The 26,211-nt window shown below is 65.1% G+C and carries 23 protein-coding genes and 1 pseudogene; 22 read left to right on the forward strand and 2 right to left on the reverse strand.

Going from position 1 to position 26,211, the window contains the following annotated elements:
* Positions 1-73: 73 nt before the first annotated feature.
* Both FYJ28_RS02055 and FYJ28_RS02060 read left to right on the forward strand, forming a co-directional pair.
* A complete protein-coding gene (locus FYJ28_RS02055) occupies positions 74-1,375 on the forward strand; it encodes a M20/M25/M40 family metallo-hydrolase (RefSeq protein ID WP_154578096.1) in 1,302 nt (433 codons plus the stop codon).
* A gap of 33 nt (positions 1,376-1,408) precedes the next feature.
* Entirely contained in the window at positions 1,409-2,557 is a 1,149-nt protein-coding gene (locus FYJ28_RS02060) for an acyl-CoA dehydrogenase family protein (RefSeq protein ID WP_055241087.1), read from the forward strand.
* A gap of 40 nt (positions 2,558-2,597) precedes the next feature.
* On the opposite strand, the gene FYJ28_RS02065 is transcribed toward FYJ28_RS02060, so the two are convergent.
* A complete protein-coding gene (locus FYJ28_RS02065; protein WP_055242232.1) occupies positions 2,598-2,831 on the reverse strand; it encodes a DUF5703 family protein in 234 nt (77 codons plus the stop codon).
* A gap of 41 nt (positions 2,832-2,872) precedes the next feature.
* Between FYJ28_RS02065 and FYJ28_RS02070 the strand changes: the two are divergent.
* From FYJ28_RS02070 to mshC, 3 genes and pseudogenes are all read left to right on the forward strand, one after another.
* Positions 2,873-3,112, forward strand: a pseudogene (locus FYJ28_RS02070) (hypothetical protein); the annotation flags it as partial.
* Between the two features lie 177 nt (positions 3,113-3,289).
* On the forward strand, positions 3,290-4,114 hold the full coding sequence (locus tag FYJ28_RS02075; protein WP_055241086.1) for an undecaprenyl-diphosphate phosphatase: 825 nt from the start codon (positions 3,290-3,292) through the stop codon (positions 4,112-4,114).
* Between the two features lie 60 nt (positions 4,115-4,174).
* Positions 4,175-5,458, forward strand: coding sequence for a cysteine--1-D-myo-inosityl 2-amino-2-deoxy-alpha-D-glucopyranoside ligase (gene mshC, locus FYJ28_RS02080; RefSeq protein ID WP_326831448.1), 1,284 nt, complete (start codon positions 4,175-4,177; stop codon positions 5,456-5,458).
* Between the two features lie 21 nt (positions 5,459-5,479).
* On the opposite strand, the gene FYJ28_RS02085 is transcribed toward mshC, so the two are convergent.
* On the reverse strand, positions 5,480-6,361 hold the full coding sequence (locus FYJ28_RS02085; protein ID WP_326831449.1) for a PAC2 family protein: 882 nt from the start codon (positions 6,359-6,361) through the stop codon (positions 5,480-5,482).
* Positions 6,362-6,463: 102 nt separating this feature from the next.
* Between FYJ28_RS02085 and FYJ28_RS02090 the strand changes: the two genes are divergently transcribed.
* From FYJ28_RS02090 to FYJ28_RS02170, 17 genes are all read left to right on the forward strand, one after another.
* Complete coding sequence (locus FYJ28_RS02090; protein ID WP_154578097.1) at positions 6,464-7,180, forward strand: HAD family hydrolase; 717 nt, start codon at positions 6,464-6,466, stop codon at positions 7,178-7,180.
* Positions 7,177-8,337 (forward strand): site-2 protease family protein, encoded by a 1,161-nt coding sequence (locus tag FYJ28_RS02095; RefSeq protein ID WP_154578098.1) that lies wholly within the window; start codon positions 7,177-7,179, stop codon positions 8,335-8,337. The genes FYJ28_RS02090 and FYJ28_RS02095 overlap by 4 nt, the downstream gene beginning before the upstream one ends.
* A 70-nt stretch (positions 8,338-8,407) precedes the next feature.
* A complete protein-coding gene (locus tag FYJ28_RS02100; protein WP_055241081.1) occupies positions 8,408-9,472 on the forward strand; it encodes a tRNA (adenine-N1)-methyltransferase in 1,065 nt (354 codons plus the stop codon).
* A 145-nt stretch (positions 9,473-9,617) separates the two neighbouring features.
* A complete protein-coding gene (gene arc, locus FYJ28_RS02105) occupies positions 9,618-11,345 on the forward strand; it encodes a proteasome ATPase (RefSeq protein ID WP_154578219.1) in 1,728 nt (575 codons plus the stop codon).
* Positions 11,346-11,359: 14 nt separating this feature from the next.
* Positions 11,360-12,952, forward strand: a complete 1,593-nt coding sequence (dop, locus tag FYJ28_RS02110) for a depupylase/deamidase Dop (protein WP_154578099.1) — start codon at positions 11,360-11,362, stop codon at positions 12,950-12,952.
* Positions 12,953-12,991: 39 nt separating this feature from the next.
* Positions 12,992-13,198, forward strand: a complete 207-nt coding sequence (locus FYJ28_RS02115) for a ubiquitin-like protein Pup (protein ID WP_154578100.1) — start codon at positions 12,992-12,994, stop codon at positions 13,196-13,198.
* A 3-nt stretch (positions 13,199-13,201) separates the two neighbouring features.
* Positions 13,202-14,026: a proteasome subunit beta gene (gene prcB, locus FYJ28_RS02120; RefSeq protein WP_154578101.1), complete on the forward strand. Its 825-nt coding sequence runs from the start codon at positions 13,202-13,204 to the stop codon at positions 14,024-14,026.
* Between the two features lie 3 nt (positions 14,027-14,029).
* On the forward strand, positions 14,030-14,788 hold the full coding sequence (gene prcA, locus FYJ28_RS02125; RefSeq protein ID WP_154578102.1) for a proteasome subunit alpha: 759 nt from the start codon (positions 14,030-14,032) through the stop codon (positions 14,786-14,788).
* Positions 14,788-16,149: a Pup--protein ligase gene (gene pafA / locus FYJ28_RS02130; protein WP_055241076.1), complete on the forward strand. Its 1,362-nt coding sequence runs from the start codon at positions 14,788-14,790 to the stop codon at positions 16,147-16,149. Before prcA ends, pafA begins: the two co-directional genes overlap by 1 nt.
* 148 nt (positions 16,150-16,297) lie before the next feature.
* A complete protein-coding gene (locus FYJ28_RS02135; protein ID WP_326831450.1) occupies positions 16,298-17,179 on the forward strand; it encodes an FKBP-type peptidyl-prolyl cis-trans isomerase in 882 nt (293 codons plus the stop codon).
* 49 nt (positions 17,180-17,228) lie between these two features.
* Entirely contained in the window at positions 17,229-17,624 is a 396-nt protein-coding gene (locus tag FYJ28_RS02140; protein ID WP_055241074.1) for an FKBP-type peptidyl-prolyl cis-trans isomerase, read from the forward strand.
* 104 nt (positions 17,625-17,728) lie between these two features.
* Entirely contained in the window at positions 17,729-19,738 is a 2,010-nt protein-coding gene (locus tag FYJ28_RS02145; protein WP_154578104.1) for a helix-turn-helix transcriptional regulator, read from the forward strand.
* 119 nt (positions 19,739-19,857) lie between these two features.
* A complete protein-coding gene (locus FYJ28_RS02150; protein WP_235472078.1) occupies positions 19,858-20,145 on the forward strand; it encodes a hypothetical protein in 288 nt (95 codons plus the stop codon).
* A gap of 32 nt (positions 20,146-20,177) precedes the next feature.
* Positions 20,178-20,471, forward strand: a complete 294-nt coding sequence (gene tatA, locus FYJ28_RS02155; RefSeq protein ID WP_055241071.1) for a Sec-independent protein translocase subunit TatA — start codon at positions 20,178-20,180, stop codon at positions 20,469-20,471.
* Positions 20,472-20,518: 47 nt separating this feature from the next.
* Positions 20,519-21,304 (forward strand): twin-arginine translocase subunit TatC, encoded by a 786-nt coding sequence (gene tatC / locus FYJ28_RS02160; protein WP_055241070.1) that lies wholly within the window; start codon positions 20,519-20,521, stop codon positions 21,302-21,304.
* Between the two features lie 84 nt (positions 21,305-21,388).
* Positions 21,389-24,235 carry a DEAD/DEAH box helicase gene (locus tag FYJ28_RS02165; protein WP_154578105.1) on the forward strand — a complete coding sequence of 949 codons (2,847 nt, stop codon included), beginning with the start codon at positions 21,389-21,391 and terminating at the stop codon, positions 24,233-24,235.
* Positions 24,236-24,297: 62 nt separating this feature from the next.
* Positions 24,298-25,938: an amidohydrolase gene (locus FYJ28_RS02170; RefSeq protein ID WP_229780093.1), complete on the forward strand. Its 1,641-nt coding sequence runs from the start codon at positions 24,298-24,300 to the stop codon at positions 25,936-25,938.
* Positions 25,939-26,211: the final 273 nt, after the last annotated feature.

The raw sequence follows: 26,211 nt of genomic DNA on the forward strand, positions 1-26,211 counted from the left end.
AACAAAGGGCCGCCGTCCGCGCAGGTAATCGCTAGGCTGGGTCCTAAACGCCGCCCAGCAAGGAGAGAGCCGCATGAGTATCCGTGCCGAAGACGAAGTCACACGCATCTGCCAGGAACTGATCCGCATCGATACCTCCAACTACGGCGACGGATCCGGGCCAGGCGAGCGTAAGGCTGCCGAGTATGTGGCGGCCCTCATAGAAGAGGTAGGCCTGGAAGCAGATGTTTTCGAGTCCGCGCCGGGACGTACGTCCGTGGTGACGCGGATGAGCGGCAGCGATTCCTCCCAGCCTGCACTGGTCGTCCACGGGCACCTGGATGTGGTGCCTGCACAAAAGGAAGACTGGAGCGTTGATCCGTTCAGCGGCGAAGAGCTCGACGGCCTGATCTGGGGGCGCGGCGCAGTCGACATGAAGGACATGGACGCCATGATCCTGGCCGTGATGCGGGAAATGGCCCGCACGGGAACCCGCCCCCGCAGGGACATCATCTTTGCATTCTTCGCCGATGAGGAAGCGGGCGGAAGCTACGGTGCAGGCTGGGCAGTAGAGAACCGTCCGGAGCTGTTCGACGGCGCCACAGAAGCGATCTCTGAAGTCGGAGGATTCTCGGCAACTATCGGAGGACGCCGGACCTACCTGCTGCAGACAGCAGAAAAGGGCATTTCCTGGCTAAGGCTAAAAGCCCACGGCAGGGCAGGCCACGGCTCCCAGATCAACACCGACAATGCGGTCACCCGGCTCGCCGGGGCCGTCGCACGCATCGGATCCCATGAATGGCCGATCGAACTCACTGACACGACGCGTGCCTTCCTCGACGGTGTGACGGAACTCACCGGCGTCGAATTCGACCCGGACAATCCGGAAAAGCTGCTGGCCGAGCTGGGGACCGTGGCACGGTTTGTGGGGGCGACCCTGCAGAACACCGCCAATCCCACGCTGCTGCAGGCCGGCTACAAGCACAACGTCATTCCCGGCACAGCGGAGGCGTTCATCGACGCCCGCACGCTGCCCGGACAGGAAGAGCACCTGCTCGAAGTCGTCCGTTCCCTGGCCGGGGAAGGCATTGATGTCTCCTACGAGCACAAGGATGTCTCGCTGGAAGTGCCTTTTGCCGGCAGCCTGGTGGATTCAATGGTCTCGGCACTGCAGGCAGAGGACCCCGGCGCACCCGTGCTGCCCTACACCCTCTCCGGCGGCACCGACAACAAGTCGCTGAGCCGGCTGGGCATCACCGGGTACGGATTTGCGCCGCTGCGCCTTCCCGAAGACCTGGACTTCACCGGTATGTTCCACGGGGTCGACGAACGTGTCCCGGTCGATTCCCTGAAATTCGGCACCCGGGTCCTCGGCCGCCTGCTGCGCGGCTACTAGGACCAGCGAGACCCCTCTAAGGAAGGACAGAGCGTGAAATCCGCCGAAGACATCCTCACACCCGACCTGCTTGAGCGGCTCCGCGGCCGGGCAGCGAAATATGACCAGGCCAACGCCTTCTTCACCGAGGATCTGGAAGACCTCCGAGAAGCCGGCTACCTGGCGCTTTTCTCCACTGCGGAGATGGGAGGGTCCGGCCTGGACATCCCCGGCGTCGTCGCCTGCCAGCGGCTTCTGGCGTCCGCGGCTCCCGCAACGGCACTTGCGGTGAACATGCACCTCGTGTGGTGTGGAGTGGCCCACCTGCTCTCACTGCGGGGAGACGACTCGCTGCGGTTCCTGCTCGAAGAAGCCGCAGCCGGGGAGCTGTTCGCATTTGGTGTCTCGGAGCCCGGAAACAGTGCCGTGCTTTTCGATTCCAAAACGGACGCAGTCCCTCAGGACGGCGGCGGGTACGCGTTTACCGGCCGAAAGATATTCACCAGCCTTTCCCCAGCCTGGACGCGACTGGGAATCTTCGGCAAGGACTCCTCCAACCCCGACGAGCCGCAGCTGGTGTTCGGCTTCGCGGACCGCGGCACCGGGGGCATCACCACCCTGGATGACTGGGACACCATGGGCATGCGGGCGTCCCAGTCCTGCACCACGCTGCTTGAGAACGCGGTGGTACCCGCGGGGAGGATTGTGCGTCACACACCTGTGGGGCCGCATTCGGACGCCTTTGTATTCGGGATATTCAGCCTTTTCGAGACGCTGCTGTCCGCCGTTTACGCCGGCCTGGCAGAACGCGCGCTGACGCTGGCGGGCGAGGCTGCCGGGAAACGCTCAGTGCAGGGACAGCCCGCTGCCCACGACCCGCACACCCGCTTCAGGGTTGCCGACGCGGCGATCCGTTTGGACGGGATCCTCCTCCAGCTCGACGCCGTCGCCCGGGACCTGGAGACAGGCGTGGACCACGGTGCGTTCTGGTTCCCCCGGCTCTCCGGCCTCAAGCTCCGTACGACTGATACGGCCCGCGGAATCGTGGAAACCGCCATGCAGGTGGCCGGCGGATCCGGCTACTCGAGGGGACAGGAGCTCGAGCGGCTGTACCGCGATGTGCTGGCGGGGATGTTCCACCCCTCCAGCGAAGACTCGGCGCACGATTCAATGGCCAAGGCAGTTCTGGGCCCGGTTCCCTAAGCCTGTCCCTATGCGGGTGCCGGGCCGGGTTCCGGAAGGACTATACCGTCCGGGTCACCCGCATGATCTTGCGGCGCAGCCAGTAGCGGTGGGTTCCGCCGCGGTAGATGCGGGTCCGCTGCAGCTCCCATTTGCCGTACTCGGCGTGGTCGGTGATTAGCCGGCGGGCATCAGGAAGGGACTCGTGGGGTCCTACGGAGAGGACCAGATACTCATAGTCCTTGGCGGGAGCGGTTTTGAACGAGACGTCTGGTCTCAGAATTTGTTCTCGCATTTCCATCCCATTTTGCCTCCTTTGGGGCTAACGTCTAGTCCATGAGCATAGATCCGCGCGTTGCACTCCAGTCCCTGGTTGCTGCCTTCGAAGAGCACCTCGCGGCTGCCGCCACCCGCCGCGGGGAGAAAGACCCGGCCGTGGAAGCCGCCTACCTGGCCATAGCGGACGCTTTCGAAGTCTATGAAGAGGTGCTTTACGACGCCTACGGCGAAGTGACGCCGCTCGAGATCTATGACGATGATGAGGCTGACGAGGATCTGCTGGACGAAGACGAAGAGCTCCTGCGCCGCAGCGGCCTCGACGGCGGGCCAGCTTTCGGCGCCGACCAGAATGGTATGACTTCCGGCACGGCGGCTGCACCTGACAGCCGGGAAACCTACCGGCAGACGGGCAGCGACCGCTAGCCACGGCCACGCCTGCCTCAGTGGCAGGTTCGGGTGCCCTAGAGTCGTAGGGTGAATTGGTTCGAAGCGATCTTCCTCGGTTTCCTTCAAGGCCTGACCGAGTTCCTGCCCATCTCTTCCAGCGCCCACCTGCGCATCGCCGGGGAACTCCTGCCCGGCGCCCAGGATCCGGGGGCGGCATTTACCGCCATTACCCAGCTGGGCACTGAAACCGCCGTCGCGGTGTACTTCTGGAAGGACATTGTCCGGATCGTCAAGGCCTGGTTCGGCTCCTTGTCCGGACGGGTTTCCCGTTCAGATCCTGATGCCCGGATGGGCTGGCTCATCATCGTGGGCACCCTGCCGATCGTGATACTGGGCCTGCTGTTCCAGGACCAAATCGAGTCCACGTTCCGCAGCCTGTGGATTGTCGCCACAATGCTGATTGTCTTCGGTGTGATCCTGGCGGTCGCGGACGCGGTCGGAAAACAGCAGCGCACGCTGGACCAGCTCACCTACAAACACGGCATTCTCTACGGGTTCGCCCAGGCGCTGGCCCTCATCCCCGGAGTTTCCCGCTCCGGCGGCACCATTACGGCCGGCCTGCTCATGGGCTACACCCGTGAGGCCGCCGCCCGGTATGCCTTCCTGCTCGCGATTCCGGCCGTCTTCGGCAGCGGCCTCTATCAGCTCGCGAAGTCCTGGGGCGATACCGGACCCTACGGGGGAGCGGAGACTGCCCTGGCGACCGTGGTGGCTTTTGTTGTGGGCTTCGTCATCATCGGCTGGTTCCTGCGCTACGTCTCCACCCGGAGCTACCAGCTCTTTGTCTGGTACCGCATCGGCCTTGGCGTGGCGATCTACATTGCGCTGGCCTTCGGCGTGCTGCAGCCGTAGACCGCCCGGTCCTGCCGCCCCGAAAATGAACCCCGCCTGCCAAGTAAGTAGAGTGATTACGTGATCGCCTGGAAATCCCGCCCCCTTCCTGAACTGCCCGGACATTCCCCTGAACTTGTCCTCTTTGACACGGCCCGGCGCCGCCCGGTGCCCGTCCGCCCCGGACCGGAGGCCGGACTGTATGTCTGTGGAATCACGCCGTATGACGCCACCCACATGGGGCATGCGTCCACCTACGTGGCCTTCGACCTCCTGAACCGGCAATGGCGGGACGCCGGCCACACAGTCAACTACGTCCAGAACGTCACCGACATCGACGATCCGCTCCTGGAGCGGGCCGAAGCGACCGGCGTGGACTGGACCGTCCTGGCCAAGGAACAGACGCAGCTTTTCCGTGAAGACATGGAAGCACTGAACGTCCTGGCACCGCGCAGCTACGTCGGCGCCGTTGAATCAATCGAATGGATCGTTCCGGTGGTCGAGGACCTGCTGGAACGCGGAATCGCCTACCGCGTCCCCGGAAACGGTTCAGAGCCCGACGGCGACGTGTACTTCTCGGTCGACGCGGCCCAGGCACTCGAGAAGGAAGCCCCGGATGCGTGGCGGCTCGGCCAGGTTTCGAACCTCACACCGGAACAGATGCTCCCGGTCTTCGCCGAGCGCGGGGGAGACCCGGACCGCCCGGGAAAGCGCAATCCGCTGGACGCCCTGCTCTGGCGCGTGGCCAGGACCGGCGAACCGCAGTGGCCCGGAGGATCCCTCGGCGACGGCCGCCCTGGATGGCACATTGAGTGTTCGGTCATTGCCCGCCGTTTCCTGCCGGCAAACTTCACGGTGCAGGCCGGTGGATCCGATCTGGTCTTCCCTCACCACGAGATGAGTGCGGGCCACGCCTACGCCTGCTCGGGAGAACCCCTCGCACAGGTCTACGCCCATGCAGGAATGGTGGGTCTCGACGGCGAAAAGATGAGCAAGTCACTCGGCAACCTGGTGCTTGTCTCCAAGCTCCGTGCCGAAGGCGTGGAGCCGGCCGCAATCCGCACCACACTGGCCGGACACCACTACCGCTCCGACTGGTTCTGGACTGGAGCGGACCTGGCACGTGCCGAAGAGCGGCTGAGCCGCTACCGCCAGGCGCTGGACCTCACCGACGCAGCTTCCGCGGAGCGCCTGCTGCAGCAGTTCCGCATGTCCCTTGCAGACGACCTGAACGCCCCGGCGGCCCTTGCTGCCGCTGATGAGTGGGCAGCCAGCCTCCAGGGCGCCGGCCTGACGCCGGAACCCCGGGGCGCACAGCTGGCAGCTGCGTCCTTTGACGCCCTGCTGGGGATTACCCTCCGCTAGACCTGACGGCCGGTGCCGGGCTCAGTCCCGGCGCCGCCGCTTGAGGTACCGCTCGAACTCCCGGGCAATCGATTCACCGGATGCTTCCGGCAGTTCCGCTGTGTCCTTGGCCTCTTCCAGCTGGCGGACGTAAGCGGCAATCTCCGGGTCTTCCGTAGCCAGGTCGTCGACGCCGCGTTCCCAGGCTTCAGCCTCTTCTGTCAGCACGGACGTGTCGATGGGCACCTGCAGGAGATCTTCGATGCGGTGCAGCAGGGCCAGCTGGGCCTTGGGGGAGGGCGGCTGCCCCACGTAATGCGGCACAGCTGCCCAAAGTGAGAGCGTTGGGATGTCCGCGAGTGCGGCCACCTCGGCCAGGACACCGACGATCCCAATGGGACCCTCATATTCCGAGGGCTCAAGATCAAGATGGGACCGAAGGTCTTCCTCTTCACAGGTGGCCGTGACCGGGATGGGACGGGTGTGCGGCACATCGGCCAGCAGTGCACCGGCAAGGACCAGGCAGTCTACGTCCAGTTCCTTGGCCAAACCGATAAGTTCTGCGGTGTAGGCCCGCCATTTGTACGAGGGCTCAACACCGGTGACAAGAATCAGGTCAAGGTTCGATCCAGGCACTTCGGCCCGCGAGATCCGCGTGGTGGGCCACTTGATCCGCCGCTTGCCCGATGAAGTGCGTTCAATGGCAGGACGGGTGAACTGGAAGTCGTAGTATTCGTCGGCATCGATTCCGGCAATCTTCTCGCTGTCCCAGTACACTGACAGGAAGTTCAGGGCGTCGCTCGCTGCCTCGCCGGCGTCGTTCCAGCCTTCGAAGGCTGCAACCATCACGGTGACCCGTTCGCCGGTGCCGCCGGCGAAGAAATCCTGGAGGCCCGCTGCCGGGCTTTTATCGGTATTACTCACGATTTCACCTTATGCCTCCGGCTGCACACTGTCAGTCCCGCACGCCGCACAAGCACAGGGCCCGCGCAATGAACCTCCGGCTGTGCCACGTAGACTTGCCTTATGCCCCTGCCTGGAACTTCAGTCCCCGGACCTGTGCCTGCGCTGCAGGCCGTGTTCTGGGACCTGGACGGAACGATCGTAGATACCGAGCCGTATTGGATTGAGGCGGAAAAGGAGCTGGTCCGCGAGCATGGCGGGACCTGGACCGACGAAGACGCGGAGGAGCTCGTAGGCCAGGCTCTGACCTACACGGCCCGCCGCCTCCAGCAGGCCGGGGTGGACCTGCCGGCCGCAGGCGTGATCACCGCGCTGACCGATCGGATCGCCCGGCGCGTCCGCCAAGAGGTCCCATGGCGTCCGGGGGCACGCGAGCTGTTGGAGGAGCTCTCCGCAAAGGGGGTTCCCTGCGCAATGGTCACCATGTCCACCGGCCCGCTTGCCCGCCTTGTAGCTGAACAGCTTCCTGCCGGAACATTCCGGCTGCTGGTCACCGGTGAAATGGTCAAGCACGGAAAGCCGCATCCCGAGCCTTATCTCCTCGCCTTCAACGAGCTCGCAGCCACCGTCCCGGGACTGTCGAAGGCACGGTGCGCAGCCCTGGAAGACTCTTATCCGGGCTACACATCGGCCCACGCAGCGGGCCTGCCCACGGTCTCCATCCCCCACTTCGTTCCCCTGCCCCCTGATCCGCAGAGACTTGAGTGGAAGACACTCGCCGGTCGCTCGGTCCAGGACCTGGAAAACATCGTCTCCGCGCAGGCGGGGGCCCGCCCATGACTCAGGAACCTACCCGGACGCAGCGCAGCGAAGGCATTCCCCTGGGACGGATCGGCGGGGTGCCGGTAACCCTGGCATGGTCCTGGTTCATCATCGCGGCCGCCATCATCTTCCTGTTTGGGCCCCGTGTTGCCGCCGCGATTCCGGGCCTCGGCACCGCTGCCGCCTACGGCGTCGCGCTAGGCTATGCCCTCCTGCTGCTGCTCTCCGTCCTGGTCCACGAGCTTGCCCATGCCCTGACAGCAAAGGCCTGGAACTGGCCGACGCCAAAAATTGTGCTGACTCTCTGGGGCGGCCACACCCAGTTCGGCGACGTCCGCGCAACACCGGGCAGGTCGCTGGTGGTTGCCCTTGCCGGACCGGCAGCGAACTTCCTCCTGGCACTGATCGGCCTTGGACTGCTGCTCTTCCTGGAGCCGGGAACCGTGCCTCGGCTGCTGGCGGACATCTTCGTCTGGGCGAACCTGCTTGTTGCCGTCTTCAACGTCCTTCCGGGACTGCCACTGGACGGGGGCAGAATCGTGGAGACGATCGTCTGGAAGGCGACCGGCAGCCAGGACAAAGGCACCCTGGCAGCCGGCTGGGCCGGACGGATCATCGCCGCAGCTCTGGCAGCCGCAATAGTGGTGCCTCCCTTCCTGCAGGGGAGGACCCCGGACTTCAGCCTCCTGCTCATAACCGCCCTGGTTTCCGGCTTCCTCTGGATGGGCGCCGGAGCAGCCATCACCAACGCCAGGATGCGGCTGCGGCTTCCCGCCGTCTCAGCCGCCGCGCTCATGGAGCCGGCCATCCAGGTGCCTTCCTGGACCGCCGTTTCAGAACTGCGGAGGCTGGCCGCTGCAGCCGGGCCGCGGACCGCACTGGTGCTCACCGCGCCAACCGGACACCCGGAGGCCGTCGTGGACAGGGGAGCGCTTTTCGCAGTACCGGACCACTTGGCTGACTCAACCCCGGCCGCTGCCGTGGCGCGTGCACTTGCGCCCGGGGCATACATCCCCAATGTGGCCAACGGGCAGGAACTGATCGCCTACCTTTCCAAGCTCGACGGCAGTGAGTACGCCGTCATTGACCGTGAGGGCACGGTGGTGGGCCTGCTGCGGCAGGAGACCGTCGTCGCCGCCATAACCGGACGCCGGCCGCAGGGCCGCCGCTCCTGACCCCGCCGGTGGAAGCGCGCTGCTCCTGCCGGCCAGACCCCGACCCCGCCTGACACGAAGGACAGCCCCCATGAACAATCCGGGTACCCCCGATTCACCCACCGCCCACGGCGCCGACATGCGCCGCGGACCCCTGCGGCCCGGCGAACGCGTCCAGCTCACCGACGAAAAGGGACGCCGAAACACCATCACCCTGACGGAGGGCGGGGCATTCCACACCCACCGCGGCTACCTCCCGCACGAAGCCGTGATCGGCGTACCCGAAGGCACCATCGTCACCAACACCACCGGCCACCAGTACCAGGTGCTGCGTCCGCTGCTCTCGGACTTCGTTCTGTCGATGCCCCGCGGTGCCGCCGTGGTCTATCCGAAGGACGCAGGCCAGATTGTCACCATGGCCGATATCTTCCCGGGTGCCCGCGTGGTGGAAGCAGGAGTCGGCTCCGGCGCCCTGAGCATCTCCCTGCTTCGTGCCGTGGGGGACACCGGATCGCTTCACTCCTATGAGCGCCGCGAGGAGTTCGCGGACATAGCCCGCGGCAACGTAGAGACCTTCTTCGGCGGCCCGCACCCCGCCTGGAACATCACCCTCGGTGACTTCCAGGACCAGGTTGTGCAGAACCAGGAGCCCGGCAGCGTGGACCGCGTGGTCCTGGACATGCTGGCGCCCTGGGAGTGCACCGATGCCGTGGCGACCGTCCTGGCTCCCGGCGGTGTCTGGATCTCCTATGTAGCCACCGTGACCCAGCTTTCCCGTACGGCTGAGGCAATCCGGGCAGACGGCCGCTTCACGGAGCCCGAAGGATGGGAATCAATGGTCCGTGGGTGGCACCTGGAAGGCCTCGCCGTCCGGCCGGACCACCGTATGGTCGCCCACACTGGATTCCTGCTTTCCGCACGGCGCCTGGCAGAAGGGGCCACCGGACTCGTGGCCAAGCGGCGTGCTTCAAAGACGGACTTCAGCCAGGAGGACCTGAACGCCTGGACGCCGGCTGCCGTAGGGGAACGCGAAGTTTCTGATAAGAAACTGCGGCGCGCGGCCAAGGATGCCAGTTCCACAATCCAGCGTGGCGCCCTTGCCAAAGCCGAGCGTTTCCAGGAGGAACACGGCGACGGAACGAACCCGGAGGACTAGCCGGGACCTTATCCGGGAAGCTGGGAAACGCAAGACCTCCCGGCCCGTGTATTGCGTGCGTCACTGCGTTATCGTCAAACGAAGGGACCTGAGCAATGAAGGCGGTCGGACAATGGTTGATGCGGAAAACACCAACGGTGCAGGGATGGACGGCGGCGGTCTGGAAAGCGGCTACGGCATGGCCAGTGCGGAGTCCCGGCAGCTGAATGTCCTGCGGGACAAGCTGCGGAATCTGGACCGCCAGCTGGCGTCCCTGACCCACAACAACGCACGTCTTGTAACCATGCTGGAGACAGCCCGGGCGGAGATCGTCCGGCTAAAGGACGCGTTGGAGAAGGAAGGGGCGACGCCGTTCAGCTTCGGCACCGTCCTTTCGGTGAACTCGCGCACGGAACCGGAACCCGGCATCACCACCACGGCCACCGTGCAGGAAAGCGTGGACATTATCCAGTCCGGGAGGAAGCTGCGGGTGGCTGTAAGCCCGCTGCTGGACCTGGGCCAGATTGTCCCGGGCCAGGAAGTGCTGCTGAACGAATCCCTCACAGTGGTGGCGGGGCTCGGGTTTGAAAAAGCGGGAGAGCTCTTCACAGTCCAGGAACTGCTGGAAGGCGATCGTGCACTGGTGGTGGGCCGGGCCGACGACGAGCGCGTCGTTCGGCTAAACGGTCCGCTGGTGAAGGAAAAGATCCGGGTGGGGGACGCCGTGACGGTGGACACGCGGATCGGCTACGCACTGGAGAAGATCCCCCGCAGCGAAGTGGAGAACCTTGTCCTGGAGGAAGTCCCGGACATTTCCTACTCGGACATTGGCGGGCTGGGCCCGCAGATCGAGCAGATACGGGACGCCGTCGAGCTTCCGTTCATGCATCCGGACCTGTACCGGGAACACGGGCTCAAAGCGCCCAAGGGCATCCTGCTTTACGGCCCTCCCGGCTGCGGCAAGACCCTGATCGCCAAGGCAGTGGCCCACTCACTTGCCGCGCGGGTCATGGAACAGACCGGCACACTGGGCACCCGGAGTTACTTCCTGAACATCAAGGGACCGGAACTGCTGGACAAGTACGTCGGCGAAACGGAACGGCACATCCGCCTGATCTTCTCCCGGGCACGTGAGAAGGCCTCAGACGGAAGCCCTGTGGTGGTCTTCTTCGACGAGATGGATTCACTCTTCCGCACCCGCGGCACCGGGGTTTCCTCCGACGTCGAGACCACCATCGTTCCGCAGCTGCTCAGTGAGATCGACGGCGTGGAGAAACTCGAAAACGTCATTGTCATCGGTGCCTCGAACCGTGAAGACATGATCGATCCGGCCATCCTGCGCCCCGGGCGCCTGGACGTGAAGATCAAGATCATGCGGCCCGACGCCGAAGGCGCAGGTGAAATCTTCGCCAAGTACCTCACACCGGACCTGCCGCTGCACCGCGACGACCTCGCGGAGCACGGCTACGACCCGGTGGCGACGGTCAAGGAGATGATCCGCCGGACGGTGGAGAAGATGTACGCGGAGGACAAGTCCAACGAGTACCTCGAGGTCACCTACGCCAACGGCGACACGGAGATGCTCTACTTCAAGGACTTCAACTCCGGTGCAGTCATTCAGAACGTGGTGGACCGGGCCAAGAAGTACGCCATCAAGGACTTCCTGACGCTCCATCAGCGCGGCCTGCGCATCGAACACCTGATGCGCGCCGTCGTCGACGAGTTCCGCGAGCATGAGGACATGCCCAACACCACCAATCCGGACGACTGGGCACGGATCTCCGGAAAGAAGGGTGAACGCATCACGTACATCCGCACCATCATCCAGGGCAAGGCCGGGCAGGAGCCGGGCCGGACCATCGAGACGACGGCCAACCCGGGGCAGTATCTGTGACGGTCCGGAGGGTAATGGGCACAGAGACCGAGTACGGGGTCCTGGCGCCTGCACTGCCAAACGCGAATGCCACCGTGCTGTCCAGCCAGGTGGTCAATGCCTACGCGGCCAGTGTCCGGGCAGGACACGGCAACCTGTCCGGCACGCGCTGGGACTACACGGACGAGGCACCGCTGAATGATGCCCGCGGGTACACGGTGCCCCGCACGGCGGCAGACCCCACCCAGCTGACGGACGCCCCGCCGGTGCTGGATGCCGAGCAGATCGCCATGGAAGGCGGCGGTCCCTCGGCCCTGTACGGGGAGGCTGAAGACAACTCCGTGCTGATGAACATGGTGCTTGGAAACGGTGCCCGTCTGTACGTTGACCATGCACATCCGGAGTATTCCTCGCCGGAGACCACCAACCCGCAGGACGCCGTGCTGTGGGACAAAGCCGGCGACGCCGTGGTGCTCACCGCCATGCGGCACATCGCCGCGACCCCTGGGTTTGCGCCGGTCCACCTGTACAAGAACAACACGGACAACAAGGGCGTTTCCTACGGTGCGCATGAGAACTACCTTGTTCCCCGCAGTGTGCCCTTTACCCGGCTGGTTGCCGGACTGCTCCCGTTCTTTGTCTCCCGCCAGGTGATCTGCGGGTCCGGCCGGGTCGGCATCGGGACGAGCAACCAGCGCAGGGGCTACCAGCTCAGCCAGCGGGCTGATTTCTTCGAAACCGAGGTCGGCCTCGAAACCACCATCCGGCGCCCGATCATCAACACCCGCGACGAGCCGCATGCCGTCGCCGAGAAGTACCGGCGCCTGCACGTGATCATTGGGGACGCCAACCTCAGCGAGGTCTCTGCGCTGCTGAAGGTGGGAACGACGTCGGCGGTCCTGTCCATGATCGAGGACGGCACGGCTCCCCAGGTCGAGCTCCGGGATCCTGTAGGCGCGCTGCAGGCGATCAGCCACGATCCCTCGCTCACCACCCTGGTGGAGCTGAAGGACGGCCGGCACCTGACGGGTCTGGACCTGCAGGAAATCTATCTCGAAGCCGCGGCAGCCCACGCCCGGCGCGAAGGCGGAGTCGACGCCGCCACGGAAGACGTGCTGAGCAGGTGGAGTTCCGTGGTGGGCACCCTCAAGCGTGACCCGATGGCAGCCTCGGCACAGGTGGACTGGGTCGCGAAGCTCCGGCTGCTGCAGGCATACCGCGACCGCGACGGGCTCGACTGGAACGATGCGCGGCTTAACCTGATAGACCTCCAGTACTCGGACATGCGTCCGGAGAAGGGTCTCTACTACCGGCTGGCGGCGCGCGGCCAGATGGAACGGCTCTTTACGGACGAACAGATCGCCGCGGCAGTAACGCATCCGCCCGAAGACACCCGCGCGTACTTCCGTGGCCGGTGCATCACCCGTTTCCCCGCAGAAGTGATCGGTGCAAGCTGGGACTCCATCATCTTCGAACTGCCTTCCCGGCGCCGGCTGCAGCGCATTCCCACCCGGGAACCGCTTAGGGGAACCAGGGAACTGACGGGAGAGCTGTTCGACGTTTCCGCGGACGCGGAGGACTTTGTCACCCGACTCCTGACCGGTCCGGAGCCGACCGTGGCACCATAGGACGTAGGTCACATTCGCCAGCAAGAAAGGGCACGCATCATGGCAACCCAGGACCGCAGGAACACCGGATCACGTCCGCAGGAAGTCGAAGAAACCGAAGAAGTTCCAACTCCCGCGGGAGAACCAGCGGAGCAGTCTTCCGCCCAGACCGAAGGTGTTGACGATCTCCTGGATGAGATCGACGGCGTGCTTGAGAACAACGCCGAAGAGTTCGTCCGCGGGTTCATCCAGAAGGGTGGGCAGTAGCGGATGACGCCAACGGATCCTGCGCACACGATGGCCGCGGCAGCGGGCTCATCATTCAGTGAACACCTCAGCCGCCACCATCCGGAGCTGCTGCCTTCGGCCCGCAGGCTCGGAACAGCCCCAGCAGGATCGGCTTCCGCGGCGGCGCCGCAGGCCACCACGATCGTCTCCCTCACCTATGCCGGCGGCGTCCTCATGGCGGGGGACAGGCGGGCCACGATGGGCAACATGATTGCCAGCCGCCACATCCGCAAGGTTTTCCCGGCGGACACCTACTCTGTGCTCGGCATCGCCGGCACCGCAGGCCTGGCGCTGGACATGATCCGGCTCTTCCAGGTGGAGCTGGAGCACTACGAGAAAATCGAAGGCACACCGATGAGCCTGGACGGCAAGTCCAACCGGCTCGCGGCCATGGTCCGGCAAAACCTGCCGCTGGCCCTGCAGGGGCTGGCAGTGATCCCGTTGTTTGCCGGATACGACACCGAACGGCACACCGGACGGATGTTCTCCTACGACGTCACGGGCGGGCGGTACGAAGAGTATGAGCACCACAGTGTGGGCTCCGGTTCCGTCTTCGCCCGGGGGGCGCTGAAAAAGCTCTGGCGGCCCGGCCTCGACCAGGACGAAGCAGTGCGGATTGCCGTCGAGTCACTTTACGACGCAGCGGACGACGATTCAGCTACCGGTGGTCCGGACATGGTCCGGCAGCTCTGGCCGGTGGTCTACGTGGTGAACTCGGCAGGAATACGCGAAATCCCGGAACGTGAACTTCACCAGCTCGCCGAAGAGCTGGTTGCACGCCGCTCCATTGCCGGACGGGAGGCGTAGCAAATGACGCAGCAGTTCTACGTTTCACCCGAACAGCTGATGAAGGACCGGGCAGACTTTGCCCGGAAGGGGATCGCACGGGGCAGGTCTGTGGTGGTCCTGACCTGCCGCGACGGCATCGCGTTCGTGGCTGAGAATCCGTCTCCGTCACTCCACAAGCTCGGTGAGATCTACGACCGGATCGGGTTCGCCGCCGTCGGCAAGTACAACGAGTTCGAGAGCCTGCGGCAGGCCGGCGTGCGGTATGCCGACGTACGCGGCTACTCCTACGCCCGCGAAGACGTTTCCGCACGCGGCCTGGCAAGTGTCTACGCGCAGAGCCTCGGTTCGGTCTTCACTGCCGAGGGCAAACCCTTCGAAGTCGAACTCGCCGTCGCCGAGGTGGGCAGGGAACCCTACTCCGATCATCTCTACCGCCTGACCTACGACGGATCGATCGCAGACGAAAGCAACTACGTGGTGATGGGCGGCCAGGCCGAGATCGTCAACGACTCCCTGGCCCGCACCTGGTCTCCGGACACGCCCTTCAGCGAAGCTATCCAGATTGCGGTAAGGGCCCTGTCCGCCACCCGGCAGGCACCCGAATCGGCGCCGGCACCGGACACGGAACCGGCGCCGGGAACCGAACTGCTCGGAGCGGGGCTGCTGGAAGTTGCAGTCCTGGACCGGGACCCGCTCTCTACCCGGGGAACCGTCAGGGCCTTCCGCAGGATAGGAACCGTTGAGCTGGACCGATTCCTGTCCAGCGCGGAAGGAGACTGATGGAGCGCAGGATCTTCGGCGTTGAAACCGAATTCGGTATTGCCTATTCGGGACCGGATTCCCGGCCGCTCTCACCGGAAGAGGTTGCACGCTACCTCTTCCGCAAGGTCGTGAGCTGGGGGCGTTCCTCGAATGTCTTCCTCACCAACGGATCCAGGCTGTATTTGGACGTTGGTTCGCATCCCGAGTACGCAACCGCAGAATGCGACGACGTAGCACAGCTGATCGCCCATGACCGCGCAGGCGAGCTTATCCTTGACGACCTCGTGGACGAAGCCGAGGAACGCCTCGCAGCGGAAGGGTTCAACGGAAGCGTCTACCTCTTCAAGAACAACACGGACTCCGCCGGGAACTCCTACGGCAGCCACGAGAATTACCTGATACCCCGGCGGCTTGAGTTCTCCCGCCTTGCGGACATCCTGATCCCGTTCCTCGTGACACGCCAGCTGCTTGTGGGTGCGGGAAAGGTGCTGCGGACCCAGTCCGGTTCGCTGTACGCCTTCTCCCAGCGGGCTGACCACATCTGGGAAGGCGTTTCTTCCGCCACCACGCGTTCACGCCCCATTATTAACACCCGCGACGAGCCCCATGCCGATGCTGAGCACTACCGCCGGCTGCACGTGATCGCCGGCGACTCCAACATGTCCGAAACGACTTCCATGCTGAAAGTCGGCTCAGTGGACCTCATGCTGCGCATGATTGAAGCCGGCGTAATCATGCGGGACCTGCGGCTGGAGAACCCAATCCGCAGCATCCGGGAAATCTCGCACGACCTCACCGGATCGGCGCCCCTGAAGCTCGCCAATGGATCAACCATGACAGCCCTCGAGGTACAGCGCATTTACCTGGACCGGGTCACTGACTTTGTGCAGGACAACGGCCCGCACAACCGGTACGTCCCCCGGATCCTGGATCTTTGGGGACGCGCACTGGATGCAGTCGAGACCGGGGATACGTCAGGCATTGACACGGAGATTGACTGGGCCATCAAGAAGAAACTGGTGGACCGCTACGCCGCACGCGCCGGGTTGGACATGGGATCGCCCCGGCTGGCCCAGATAGACCTCACCTACCACGACATTTCGCGGAAGCGCGGCCTCTTCTATCTGCTGCAGTCACGGGGCGAAACGGCGCGCGTGGTGGACGACAGCGCCGTAAAGGAGGCGGTAGATGTTCCGCCGCAGAGCACCCGGGCAAAGCTCCGCGGTGACTTCGTCCGCCGGGCCAAAGCTGCCAACCGGGACTTTACCGTGGACTGGGTCCATTTGAAGCTCAATGACCGCGCGCAGCAGACCGTCCTGTGCAAGGATCCGTTCGCTGCCGTGGACGAGAGGGTAGAGGCGCTGCTGTCCACGCTCTGAGCACACGCGGGCAAACCGGCCCGGAAGGCAGTCTAGGAACCTTTCAGGTGAAGGCGTTAGGGTAGGTCTTGCTGCCCGGAGAGGGTACGGGTATGCCCGTGCGCTCTGGCTTGGGCAGAGACATTTGCCCGCCACTGAAAGAAGTACTGTGCGAAAAGTACTAGCACTGCTCCTGCCCGCCCTCCTGCTGCTCACCGCATGCTCCGGAGACGGCAGCAGCGAACCGCTCTCCTCCGTCAAGGTCACTTCAAACGGTGAAGGCGCCGTGCCCACCGTTGAGTTCGACACCCCGCTGACGGCCGAAGAACCGACGCTGGTTCGGGTCAACGACGGCGACGGCGAGGAGCTGGCTGAAGGCCAGACTGCTTCCGTCCGGCTGGTGGTCCTTGACCCCGAAAGCGGTGAAGCAGGCCAGGAGACGTACACGGCCGAGGCTGCCGAAGACATTGCCGTGGATGACAGCCTTAAGCAGGGCAACGAACAGATGTACGACGCCCTTGTTGGCGCCCCTGTCGGTTCCGACTTCGCCTACTACGTGCCCGGCAACGAACAGGCCGGCACAGCCACGCAGTTCATCGTGTTCACCCTCACCGACGCACGGGACGTTCCCACCCGCGCCTGGGGCTCCGACGTTGACCCGGTTGAGGGCCAGCCCACCGTTACCCTCGACGACGACGGCAAGCCGTCCATCACCATTCCCGAGGGCGACGCTCCCACCGAACTCATTGCCCAGGAACTGAAGAAGGGCGACGGCCCCGTTGTCGAAGCCGACGACACCGTGACTGTGCAGTACCACGGCGTGAAATGGTCCGACGGCTCGGTCTTCGACTCCAGCTGGGAGCGCGGCGCACCCACGTCCTTCGGCTTGAACCAGGTCATCTCGGCCTGGACCGACGGCCTGGCCGGCAAGACGGTGGGCTCACAGATCCTGATCGTCGCGCCTCCTGCCACCGCCTACGGCGCCAACGAAGGCAACGAACTCCAGAACGAAACCCTGGTCTTCGTCGTCGACATCCTGGAGACCAAGTAACCGGACAATCCGGATAAGATTGCTGGCAGTCCCATAACGAAGGAGTTCCATGTCATTCGGAAAGCGCGAATACGACCGCCAGAAGCCGGAAATCGATTTCCCGGCACACGACGCCCCCACTGACCTCGTCATCGAGGACATCATCGTCGGCGACGGCGCAGAGGCCAAAGCAGGGGACACCGTCTCCACCCATTACGTCGGGGTGGCCTTCTCCACCGGCGAAGAGTTCGACGCATCGTGGAACCGCGGCGCTCCGCTGGATTTCAAGGTTGGCATCGGCCAGGTCATCCAGGGCTGGGACCAGGGCCTGCTGGGCATGAAGGTCGGCGGACGCCGCCGCCTCGAAATCCCGGCACACCTGGCTTACGGTGACCGCGGTGCAGGATCGGCGATCGCCCCGGGTGAATCCCTGATCTTCGTCGTGGACCTCCTCGGAGTCCGCTAGGGCCAGAGCGAAGCTGTTCCGCAAAGGACGGCCGGGCGCGTCATTCCAAGACCGCCCGGCCGTCCTTTGCGCGTATCCGGGGCCCGCGGCGGTAGATTATCCCTGTGTCCCCGAAATCAGCTGAAACCCGCACCGAGCGCCTGCTCAACCTGGTCATAGCCCTGCTCTCCAGCCGGCGGGGCTTCACCAAGCAGGAACTCTTCGAAGAAATCGAGCTCTATTCCGAGGCCGCTACGCCGCAGGCAAGGGAGAAGCTCTTTGACCGGGACAAGGCCTTCCTGCGCGAGCAGGGCATTCCTGTGGAGTCGTACAGCGATGATCCGCTCTACGAGCAGGACAACGCCGCGCAGCGCTACCGGATCCGGAGCGAGGAGTACCGGCTCCCCGAAGTGTCCTTTTCTCCCGCCGAATCGGCAGTCCTGGCGCTGGCCGCCCAAATGTGGGAACAGGCTGCCCTCGGATCGGCAGCTGCCCGTGCCCTGCGCAAACTGAGGGCCCGGGGTGTGCTGGCCGAAGACGCCGCCTCAAGCCCGGTGCAGCCGGCCATCCGCACCGAGGACCCGAACTTCACACCCGTCTTCCGTGCTGTCACGGACCGCACCGCCATCTCCTTCGGCTACCGGGCCTCCAACGGACAGGAATCAACCCGGAAGGTGCAGCCCTGGGGGATGGGCTCCCGTTACGGCCACTGGTACCTGGTCGGCTGGGACACAGACCGCAACGCCGAGCGGTGGTTCCGGCTCTCACGGATGACCAGTGCCGTAAAGGCTGTGAAGCAGAAAAACGGAGAGGGCTACAGCGTTCCTGCCGGTTTCGACATCCACGCGTCCCTGGCTTCACTGGACACCGTGTTCAGTCCCCAGTCCGCTGCCGTGGACGTACGCTCCGGCGCCGGAGCGGAACTGCGGCTGCGCGCCGCGGAACCGCAGGAAAGCGTGGAACTGCCTGAGCCGCGGGCCGGCCGTGACCGCCTCTGGTTCACAGTGACCGACCTTGAGACCCTTGCCTCCGACGTCGCAGCTCTTGGCGAAAGCGCGGAAGCCGTCCATCCACCAGCCCTTCGGACGGCCGTAGCCGAAGCACTGACCCGCGCGTCCGTGGCGCAGGAAGCGCCCGTGCCGGAGTTCAAGGCACCCTCCGCCCCCCGGGGACCGGCTCCGAAGACGCCCGGAGCCCAGGACCGGCTGAGCAGGCTGCTGGATCTGGTGCCCTATATCCTGGCCAACCAGGGCGCCGACATGGCTGAAACCGCGGCGAAGTTCGGCGTCAGCCAGGAACAGCTGGCCTCGGACCTCAACCTGCTTTTCGTCAGCGGTCCCAGGTACTACCCCAACGGGCTGATGGACGTGAACTTCGAGACCGGCGACATCTACATCGACAATGCCGAGAACCTGTCGCAGCCGGTGCGCCTGAGCATGGAAGAGGCCGCTGCCCTCGTAGTTGGCCTGGACACCCTTGCTGCCCTGCCCGGTGCTGCACCCACAGACGCCGTCGCCAGCGCCCACGCCAAGCTGACCGAAGCCGCGGGAACCGCCGGAACCGCCGGAAACTCGCTCGCTGCGGAGCTGCTTCCCGGCGGCGCACCGCCCCGCCTTCTTGCCGAGCTCAGGACGGCGATCAGCGACAACAGGCGGCTGGCCATCCGGTACGTCGTACCCAGCCGGGACGAAGTCAGCGAGCGGCTGATCGACCCCCGCCGCATCTTCTCCGACAACAACGTCTGGTATGTGGATGCCTGGTGCGAACGCGCCCAGGCAGGACGCCTCTTCCGGGTTGACCGGATCCTTTCCCTCGCGGACGCCGGTGCCTCCCCTTCGGACGTTCCCGGGCCGCAGCCGCGCTTCCCGGAGAACCTGTTCACGCCGGCGGAGTCTGACGAGTTTGTCACAATCCGTCTCACACCAGATGCCGCCTGGGTAGCAGATGCCTACAGCGCGCAGATGCGCACCAGCCTTGATGACGGCGGCCAGGCCGTTGTGCTGCGCACGGGCAGTACCGGCTGGATCCCCGGCTTTATTGCACGTCTGGCCGGAGGCGGCGCCGTTCTTGAACCGGCTGACCTGCGGGCCGGCACCCAGGATTGGCTCGCCTCAGCCCTGGTGAACTACGCATGAACCCGGAATGAATCCCTTCCGGTCGCGGCCCGTCGCGTCGCGGGTTCGCTCCGGCGCTCCACTATGCTGGAGACATGCCTTGGTGGTCGTGGATTTTGATTTGGGTTGCACTCACAGCAGTGGCCCTGCTCTTGTATGTCCTGATCGGCTACCGGCTCTTCCGCAAGTTCATGGCGGTCCTGAGCGAAGTGCAGGCAGCCGGTTCCCGGTTGTCCTTCATCTCCGCAACGGCACCGGCCGCTCCGGAGAAGGCGTTCCAGCCCGCAGTTTTCGCGGACCCGGAGGAAGAGCGGCGTCGATATGACGAGGGTAAGGCCGTCCGGAAGGACGCCCGCCGCGAACGCCGGGTCCAGCGAAGGATCCAGCACGGCCAACCACGCGCGTGGCGCGACATTCCCGGACTCTGACATAGAATGCACGTAAACGAAAGGACACCGGCATGCGCCTAGAAGGCTGGCACATTGTCATCATCATCGTTATCGCGATCCTGCTCTTCGGTGCGCCGAAGCTGCCCGGGCTCGCGCGCAGCGTTGGCCAGTCCCTCCGGATCTTCAAGTCCGAGGTACGCCAGATGAAGGACGAAAACACCACATCCGGTGCCGACGGCGATCCGGTGGAAGGCCGCGTGGTCAACAACCCCGGCACCTCCGCGCCTCACCAGGGACCGGCTGCAGGCCACACTCCGCCGCCAGGACCAAACACCGGCAGCGGTAACCCGCCCGCCAACCCCTAGCGGCTGTGGCGCTTAAACGGGGGCGCAAATCCAACCCTGAAGGGCGGATGGCCCTCAAGGAGCATCTGAGGGAGTTCCGCAACCGGCTTTTTAAAGCGGCTATCGCAGTCGTCCTGGGCACGGTTGGCGGCTTCTTCCTCTACATGCCTGTGTTCAACGAGCTCACGCGTCCGGTGCGGGAGCTGTCCGAGGAGCAGGGACGCCTTGCCACGATCAACTTCGACGGCGTGGCTACCTCCTTCGACCAGATGATCCAGGTCTCCGTCTTCATCGGCGTGCTGGTTTCAAGCCCCTTCTGGCTCTACCAGCTGTGGGCCTTCATCACCCCAGGCCTGAAGACGAAGGAGCGCCGGGCGGCACTCGGCTTCCTGTCCGCGGCAGTTCCGCTGTTCCTCGCCGGAGTCTGGCTCGCCTGGCTCATCCTGCCCAACGCCGTCGGAGTCCTTACAGACTTCACACCGGAGGGCGCGGCCAACGTCATTACCGCCTCGGTCTACCTTGCCTTCGTGCTGCGGCTGCTGCTGGCCTTCGGCATTGCGTTCCTGATTCCCGTTGTCATGGTGGGAATGAACCTGCTGGGCCTGCTAAGCGGCAAGACGATCGTGAAGTACTGGCGAATCACGGTCTTCATCATCTGTCTTTTCGCAGCCATGGCCGCTCCGGGCGGCGATGCGCTGAGCATGTTCTATCTGGCCGCCCCGCTGCTGGTTCTCTTTGCCGTAGCCGTCGGCCTGTGCTTCATAAATGACAAGCGGCGGGTGCGGCGCAATGCGGCCCGTGAAGCGGCAGTATCCGCGGAAGCGGATAAAGCCACGAGCATCCAGGACCTCTAGCTTTCCCTGCCCGGAACCGTGGCCGGGACCGGTTCGCATTCTGCGGGGGGGCGAACGGTCCCGGCCACCGTCTAGGCTGGAGGTATGACATCCCCGTCTGAACGGTATCTTGCCGCCAAGGAACGCACCGGCCACGCACGAACCCGTTTGGGAATCTTCGAGCAGTCACTGGGCTTTGACCTCGATCCCTTCCAGCTGGAGGCCTGCCGGTCCGTGGAGGCCGGCCGCGGAGTCCTCGTTGCCGCACCAACAGGCGCCGGCAAAACGGTAGTTGGTGAGTTCGCCGTGTACATGGCACTCGAACGCGGACTCAAGGCCTTCTACACCACGCCCATCAAAGCGCTCAGCAACCAGAAGTACACCGAGCTTGCGGCGTCCTACGGATCCGAAAACGTCGGCCTTCTCACCGGGGACACCAGCATCAACCCGGAGGCGCCCGTGGTCGTCATGACCACCGAGGTCCTGCGCAACATGCTTTACGCCAACTCGGAGACCCTGGACGACCTGGGCTACGTGGTCATGGATGAAGTGCATTACCTCGCTGACCGGTTCCGCGGAGCCGTCTGGGAAGAGGTCATCATTCATCTCAGCTCCGACGTGCAGCTGGTCTCCCTCAGTGCCACGGTCTCGAATGCCGAGGAGTTCGGCGCCTGGCTGGACACCGTCCGGGGCGACACCGACGTCGTAGTCACTGAACACCGCCCGGTGCCGCTGTGGCAGCACGTGATGGTGGGCCGGGAAATCCTGGACCTCTTCGCCAACGACGTCACCTTCGACGAGGCCGCAGGGGACAACAGTGCAGCGGAGGGGGCGAAAGACCGCATCAAGGTGAATCCCGAGCTGCTGGAGGTGGCCCGAAGCGAGTCCCGCATGAACCACCGCGGGCGCTGGGGCGGCCCTCGCTCCGGAACCGGCGGCCGCAAGCCCGCCAACGTCAGGGGAGCCTCCGGAGGGCACACGATGACCCGGACACCCCGCGCCTCCCGCCCCCAGGTAATCAGCCAGCTGGACAAGCGCGGCCTGCTGCCCGCAATCACCTTCATCTTTTCCCGGAACGGCTGCGACGGCGCGGTGCGGCAGTGTGTGGACTCTGGCCTGGCACTGACGAACGAGGCCGAGCGTGCCGTCATTGCACGCACCGTAGACGAAGCAACCCAGGACATTCCCGAGGACGATCTGGAGATCCTTGGCTTCTGGACCTGGCGTGAGGGCCTGATCCGCGGTTTCGCGGCGCATCACGCCGGCATGCTGCCCACGTTCAAGGAAGTAGTGGAGAAACTGTTTGCCGCCGGCCTGGTCCGGGCGGTATTCGCCACGGAGACCCTGGCCCTGGGCGTGAACATGCCCGCACGCTCAGTCGTGCTGGAGAAGCTGGACAAGTTCAACGGCGAGGCACACGTCGATGTCACGGCGGGGGAGTACACCCAGCTCACCGGACGCGCCGGACGCCGGGGGATCGACGTAGAGGGCCACGCCGTCGTGCTCTGGCAGCCGGGCACCGATCCCGCCGCCGTCGCCGGCCTGGCCTCGCGCCGGACCTACCCGCTGAATTCGTCCTTCCGGCCAACGTACAACATGAGCATCAACCTGATCGCCCAGTTTGGCCGGGACCGTGCCAGGGAAATCCTTGAATCCTCCTTCGCGCAGTTCCAGGCCGACCGTTCCGTCGTTGGCCTTGCCCGTCAGGTTCGTTCCCGCGAGGAATCCCTTGCCGGCTATGAGAAGGCAATGACCTGCCACCTGGGCGATTTCACGGAGTACGCCGGTCTCCGGCGCCAGCTCTCCGACCTTGAACACACTGCGTCCCGGACCAGGGCACGAAGCCAGCGCAGCGCAGCCGCAGCTTCCCTTGAGACGCTTCGGCCGGGCGACGTGGTGGACGTTCCCGGCGGCAGGAACCCGGGCTTCGCAGTAATCCTCTCCCCGGATTCCGAGGCCCGTGAACCGCGGCCGACCATCCTGACCGAGGACAAACAGATCCGGCGCCTGCACGTCCAGGACCTCGACGGGCCGGTGGACGTGGTCTCCCAGATCCGGATCCCGAAATCGTTCAATGCACGGGCCCCGAAGGACCGGCGGGACCTGGCTTCCTCACTGCGGAACGCGCTCCGGGAACACCGCCCGCCGCGCACCGCAGGGGGCCGGGGCGCCTCCATGCACGCAGCCGGTTCGGAGCGGCAGGAGCGTGCGATTGCCGAGCTTCGGCGAAAGATGCGGGCCCACCCGTGCCACGGCTGCAGCGACCGCGAAGACCACGCGCGCTGGGCCGAGCGGTGGTGGAAGCTGCGCCGTGAGACGGACAACCTGGCGGCCCAGATCCGGGGCCGGACCAACACGATCGCCAAGACTTTCGACCGCGTCAGCGGCGTGCTGGAGCACTACGGCTATGTGCGCCCGGATGAGCAGGGAGTACTGCAGGTCACCCCGGCCGGCAGCAAACTGCGCCGGATTTACGGCGAAAAGGACCTGCTTGCTGCCCTTGGCCTGGAGAACGGCGCTTTTGACGACGTCGATGCCGTTGAGCTGGCGTGCCTTGCCACAGCGCTGGTGTACCAGCCGAAGCGTGAAGAACGCGGGCTGCGTCCCAAGATGCCCAGCGCCGTCCTTGACGGGGCAGTGGACATCCTGATCCGCCAGTGGTCCGAGCTCACCGACCTCGAGGAGGCCGAGAAGCTTCCCGTAACGGGCGAGCCGGAACTGGGACTGGTCTGGCCAATGTACAAGTGGGTGCGCGGCAAGCACCTGCAGGTGGCCCTCAACGGGACCGAGCTCGCTGCCGGAGACTTCGTGCGGTGGTCCAAGCAGGTCATTGACCTGATCGACCAGCTCGCCAAGGTCCCGGATATTCCTGCGGACCTCCGCCGCCGCTGCCGTGACGCGATCGGCCTCATCCGCCGCGGCGTCGTCGCCTACTCCGCCGTCAGCGAGTAGCGGCACAGCCGCTCCTCGTCTCCTTCGATACAAACCGCACGATCCATAGAACAGGTGAGTCCTTGAACAGCACGGCCCCGGCCAATGCCCTGACCCTTTACCGCAACGGCTCGGTCTACAGCTCAGCAGACCCGTTCGCGACCGCCATGCTGGTTGACGGCGGAACCGTCGCCTGGATCGGCTCGGAGCAGGCCGCCACGTCCATCCAGGACGACAAAATGCAGGTGGTGGACCTGCAGGGCGCCCTCGCCGCCCCCGGATTCGTCGATTCCCATGTCCACCTAACCGAGACCGGTCTTGCCGCCTCGTCCCTGGACCTCACGGGCGTGCACAGCCTCGACGGGCTGCTCGACGCCGTCGCAGCAGCTGCTCACGGCTCGCTGGGCCTGATCATCGGGCACGGCTGGGACGAGTCCGCCTGGCCTGAAGGCAGGGTCCCGACAGCAGCCGAACTCGACCGCGCTTCAGGCAACCGCCGCGTTTACCTGGCCCGGGCCGACGTGCACTGCGCCGTGGTCTCCGGAACCCTGGCTGCCGAGCTTGGGCTGGCCGGCCTGGACGGCTGGGAAGACGGCTTCGTCACCGGCGGTGCCCACGAAGCAGCCCGGGCGGTATCCCGCAGCCTTTCGCTCTCCGAGCGGGCCCGCTACCAGCGCACGGCCCTTGATCTGGCGGCCTCGCGAGGCATCGTGGCCGTGGCCGAGATGGCCGCACCGCACATTGCACCGGCAGAGGACCTGCGGCAGCTCCTTGGCCTGGAAGGCAGCATGCCGGATGCCCCTGCACCGCAGATCCTCCCGTACTGGGGGCAGCTGGCACAGAACGAGGCCGAGCTGGCAGAGATTACGGAGGCCTTCGGCGGCCGGCTGCTGGGCCTGGCAGGAGACCTGAACATCGACGGGTCCATCGGTGCGCGGACAGCCGCACTGCGCTCTCCCTACAGCGACGTGCCGGAGACCTCCGGCAGTGTGTACCTTAGCGCCGAACAGGCAGCACGCCACCTGGAGCTGACCACCCGCGCGGGCCTGCAGGCCGGGTTCCATGTCATAGGCGATGCGGGCCTGGACACCGTTATTGGTGCCCTTCGTCTGGCTGCCGCGGCCGTAGGGGAGCAGGCACTGCGCGCTGCGCACCACCGCCTGGAGCATCTTGAGCTAAGCGACGACGCCGCCGTGGCCGAACTGGTGCGGTACGGCGTCACAGCGAGCATGCAGCCTTCCTTTGATGCTCTTTGGGGCGGGGACGGCGGCATGTATTCCCAGCGCCTGGGGGAGCGCAGCACGTCGATGAACCGGTTCGCTGCCCTGTTCTCTGCCGGGGTGCCCGTTGTGTTCGGTTCTGACGCGCCCGTAACCGGTCTGGATCCCTGGCGGACCGTCCAGGCCGCAGTGATGCATAACAGTCCGGCCGAGCGGATCTCAGCACGGGCGGCCTTCATCGCCCACACCCGTGCCGGGTGGCGCGCTGCCGGCACGGGAAACCCCATGCTGGGCCAGCTTGCACCCGGAACTCCGGCGTCCTTCGCCGTATGGGAGGCTGACGAGCTGATGGTGCAGATTCCAGACGCCTCAGTTGCTTCCTGGAGCACCGATCCCAGGGCGGGTACACCGCTCCTGCCGGCCCTGGACACTGCCGAGCTGCCCCGCTGCCTGCAGACCGTGCACCTGGGGACGGAGCTATACCGGGCACCGGATTTTAGCTAGGCCCCCGAAAAACTTTCCTGTCTCTGTCCCGGAATAACAGGGCTCTGACCTGCGTGAACGCATGATTCACCTAGTCAGGAAACATGTTGACACTTCGTGCTCAGGACGTAGTCTAGACACACCGCGGCACGGTCCGGCATTGCCGGTACCAAGGTGCCACGGCCCGGGCACTTCGTGTGTAGGGGTGATGGCTCTTCAGACCCTTATGCGGTGCAGGGCCATCTGTTGCAACACATAGGGACAGGTTCATCCGTCAGTAGAAAACAGGTCCGG

It is taken from the genome of Arthrobacter sp. BL-252-APC-1A (genome assembly GCF_009696625.1).
Taxonomy (GTDB): domain Bacteria; phylum Actinomycetota; class Actinomycetes; order Actinomycetales; family Micrococcaceae; genus Arthrobacter_B.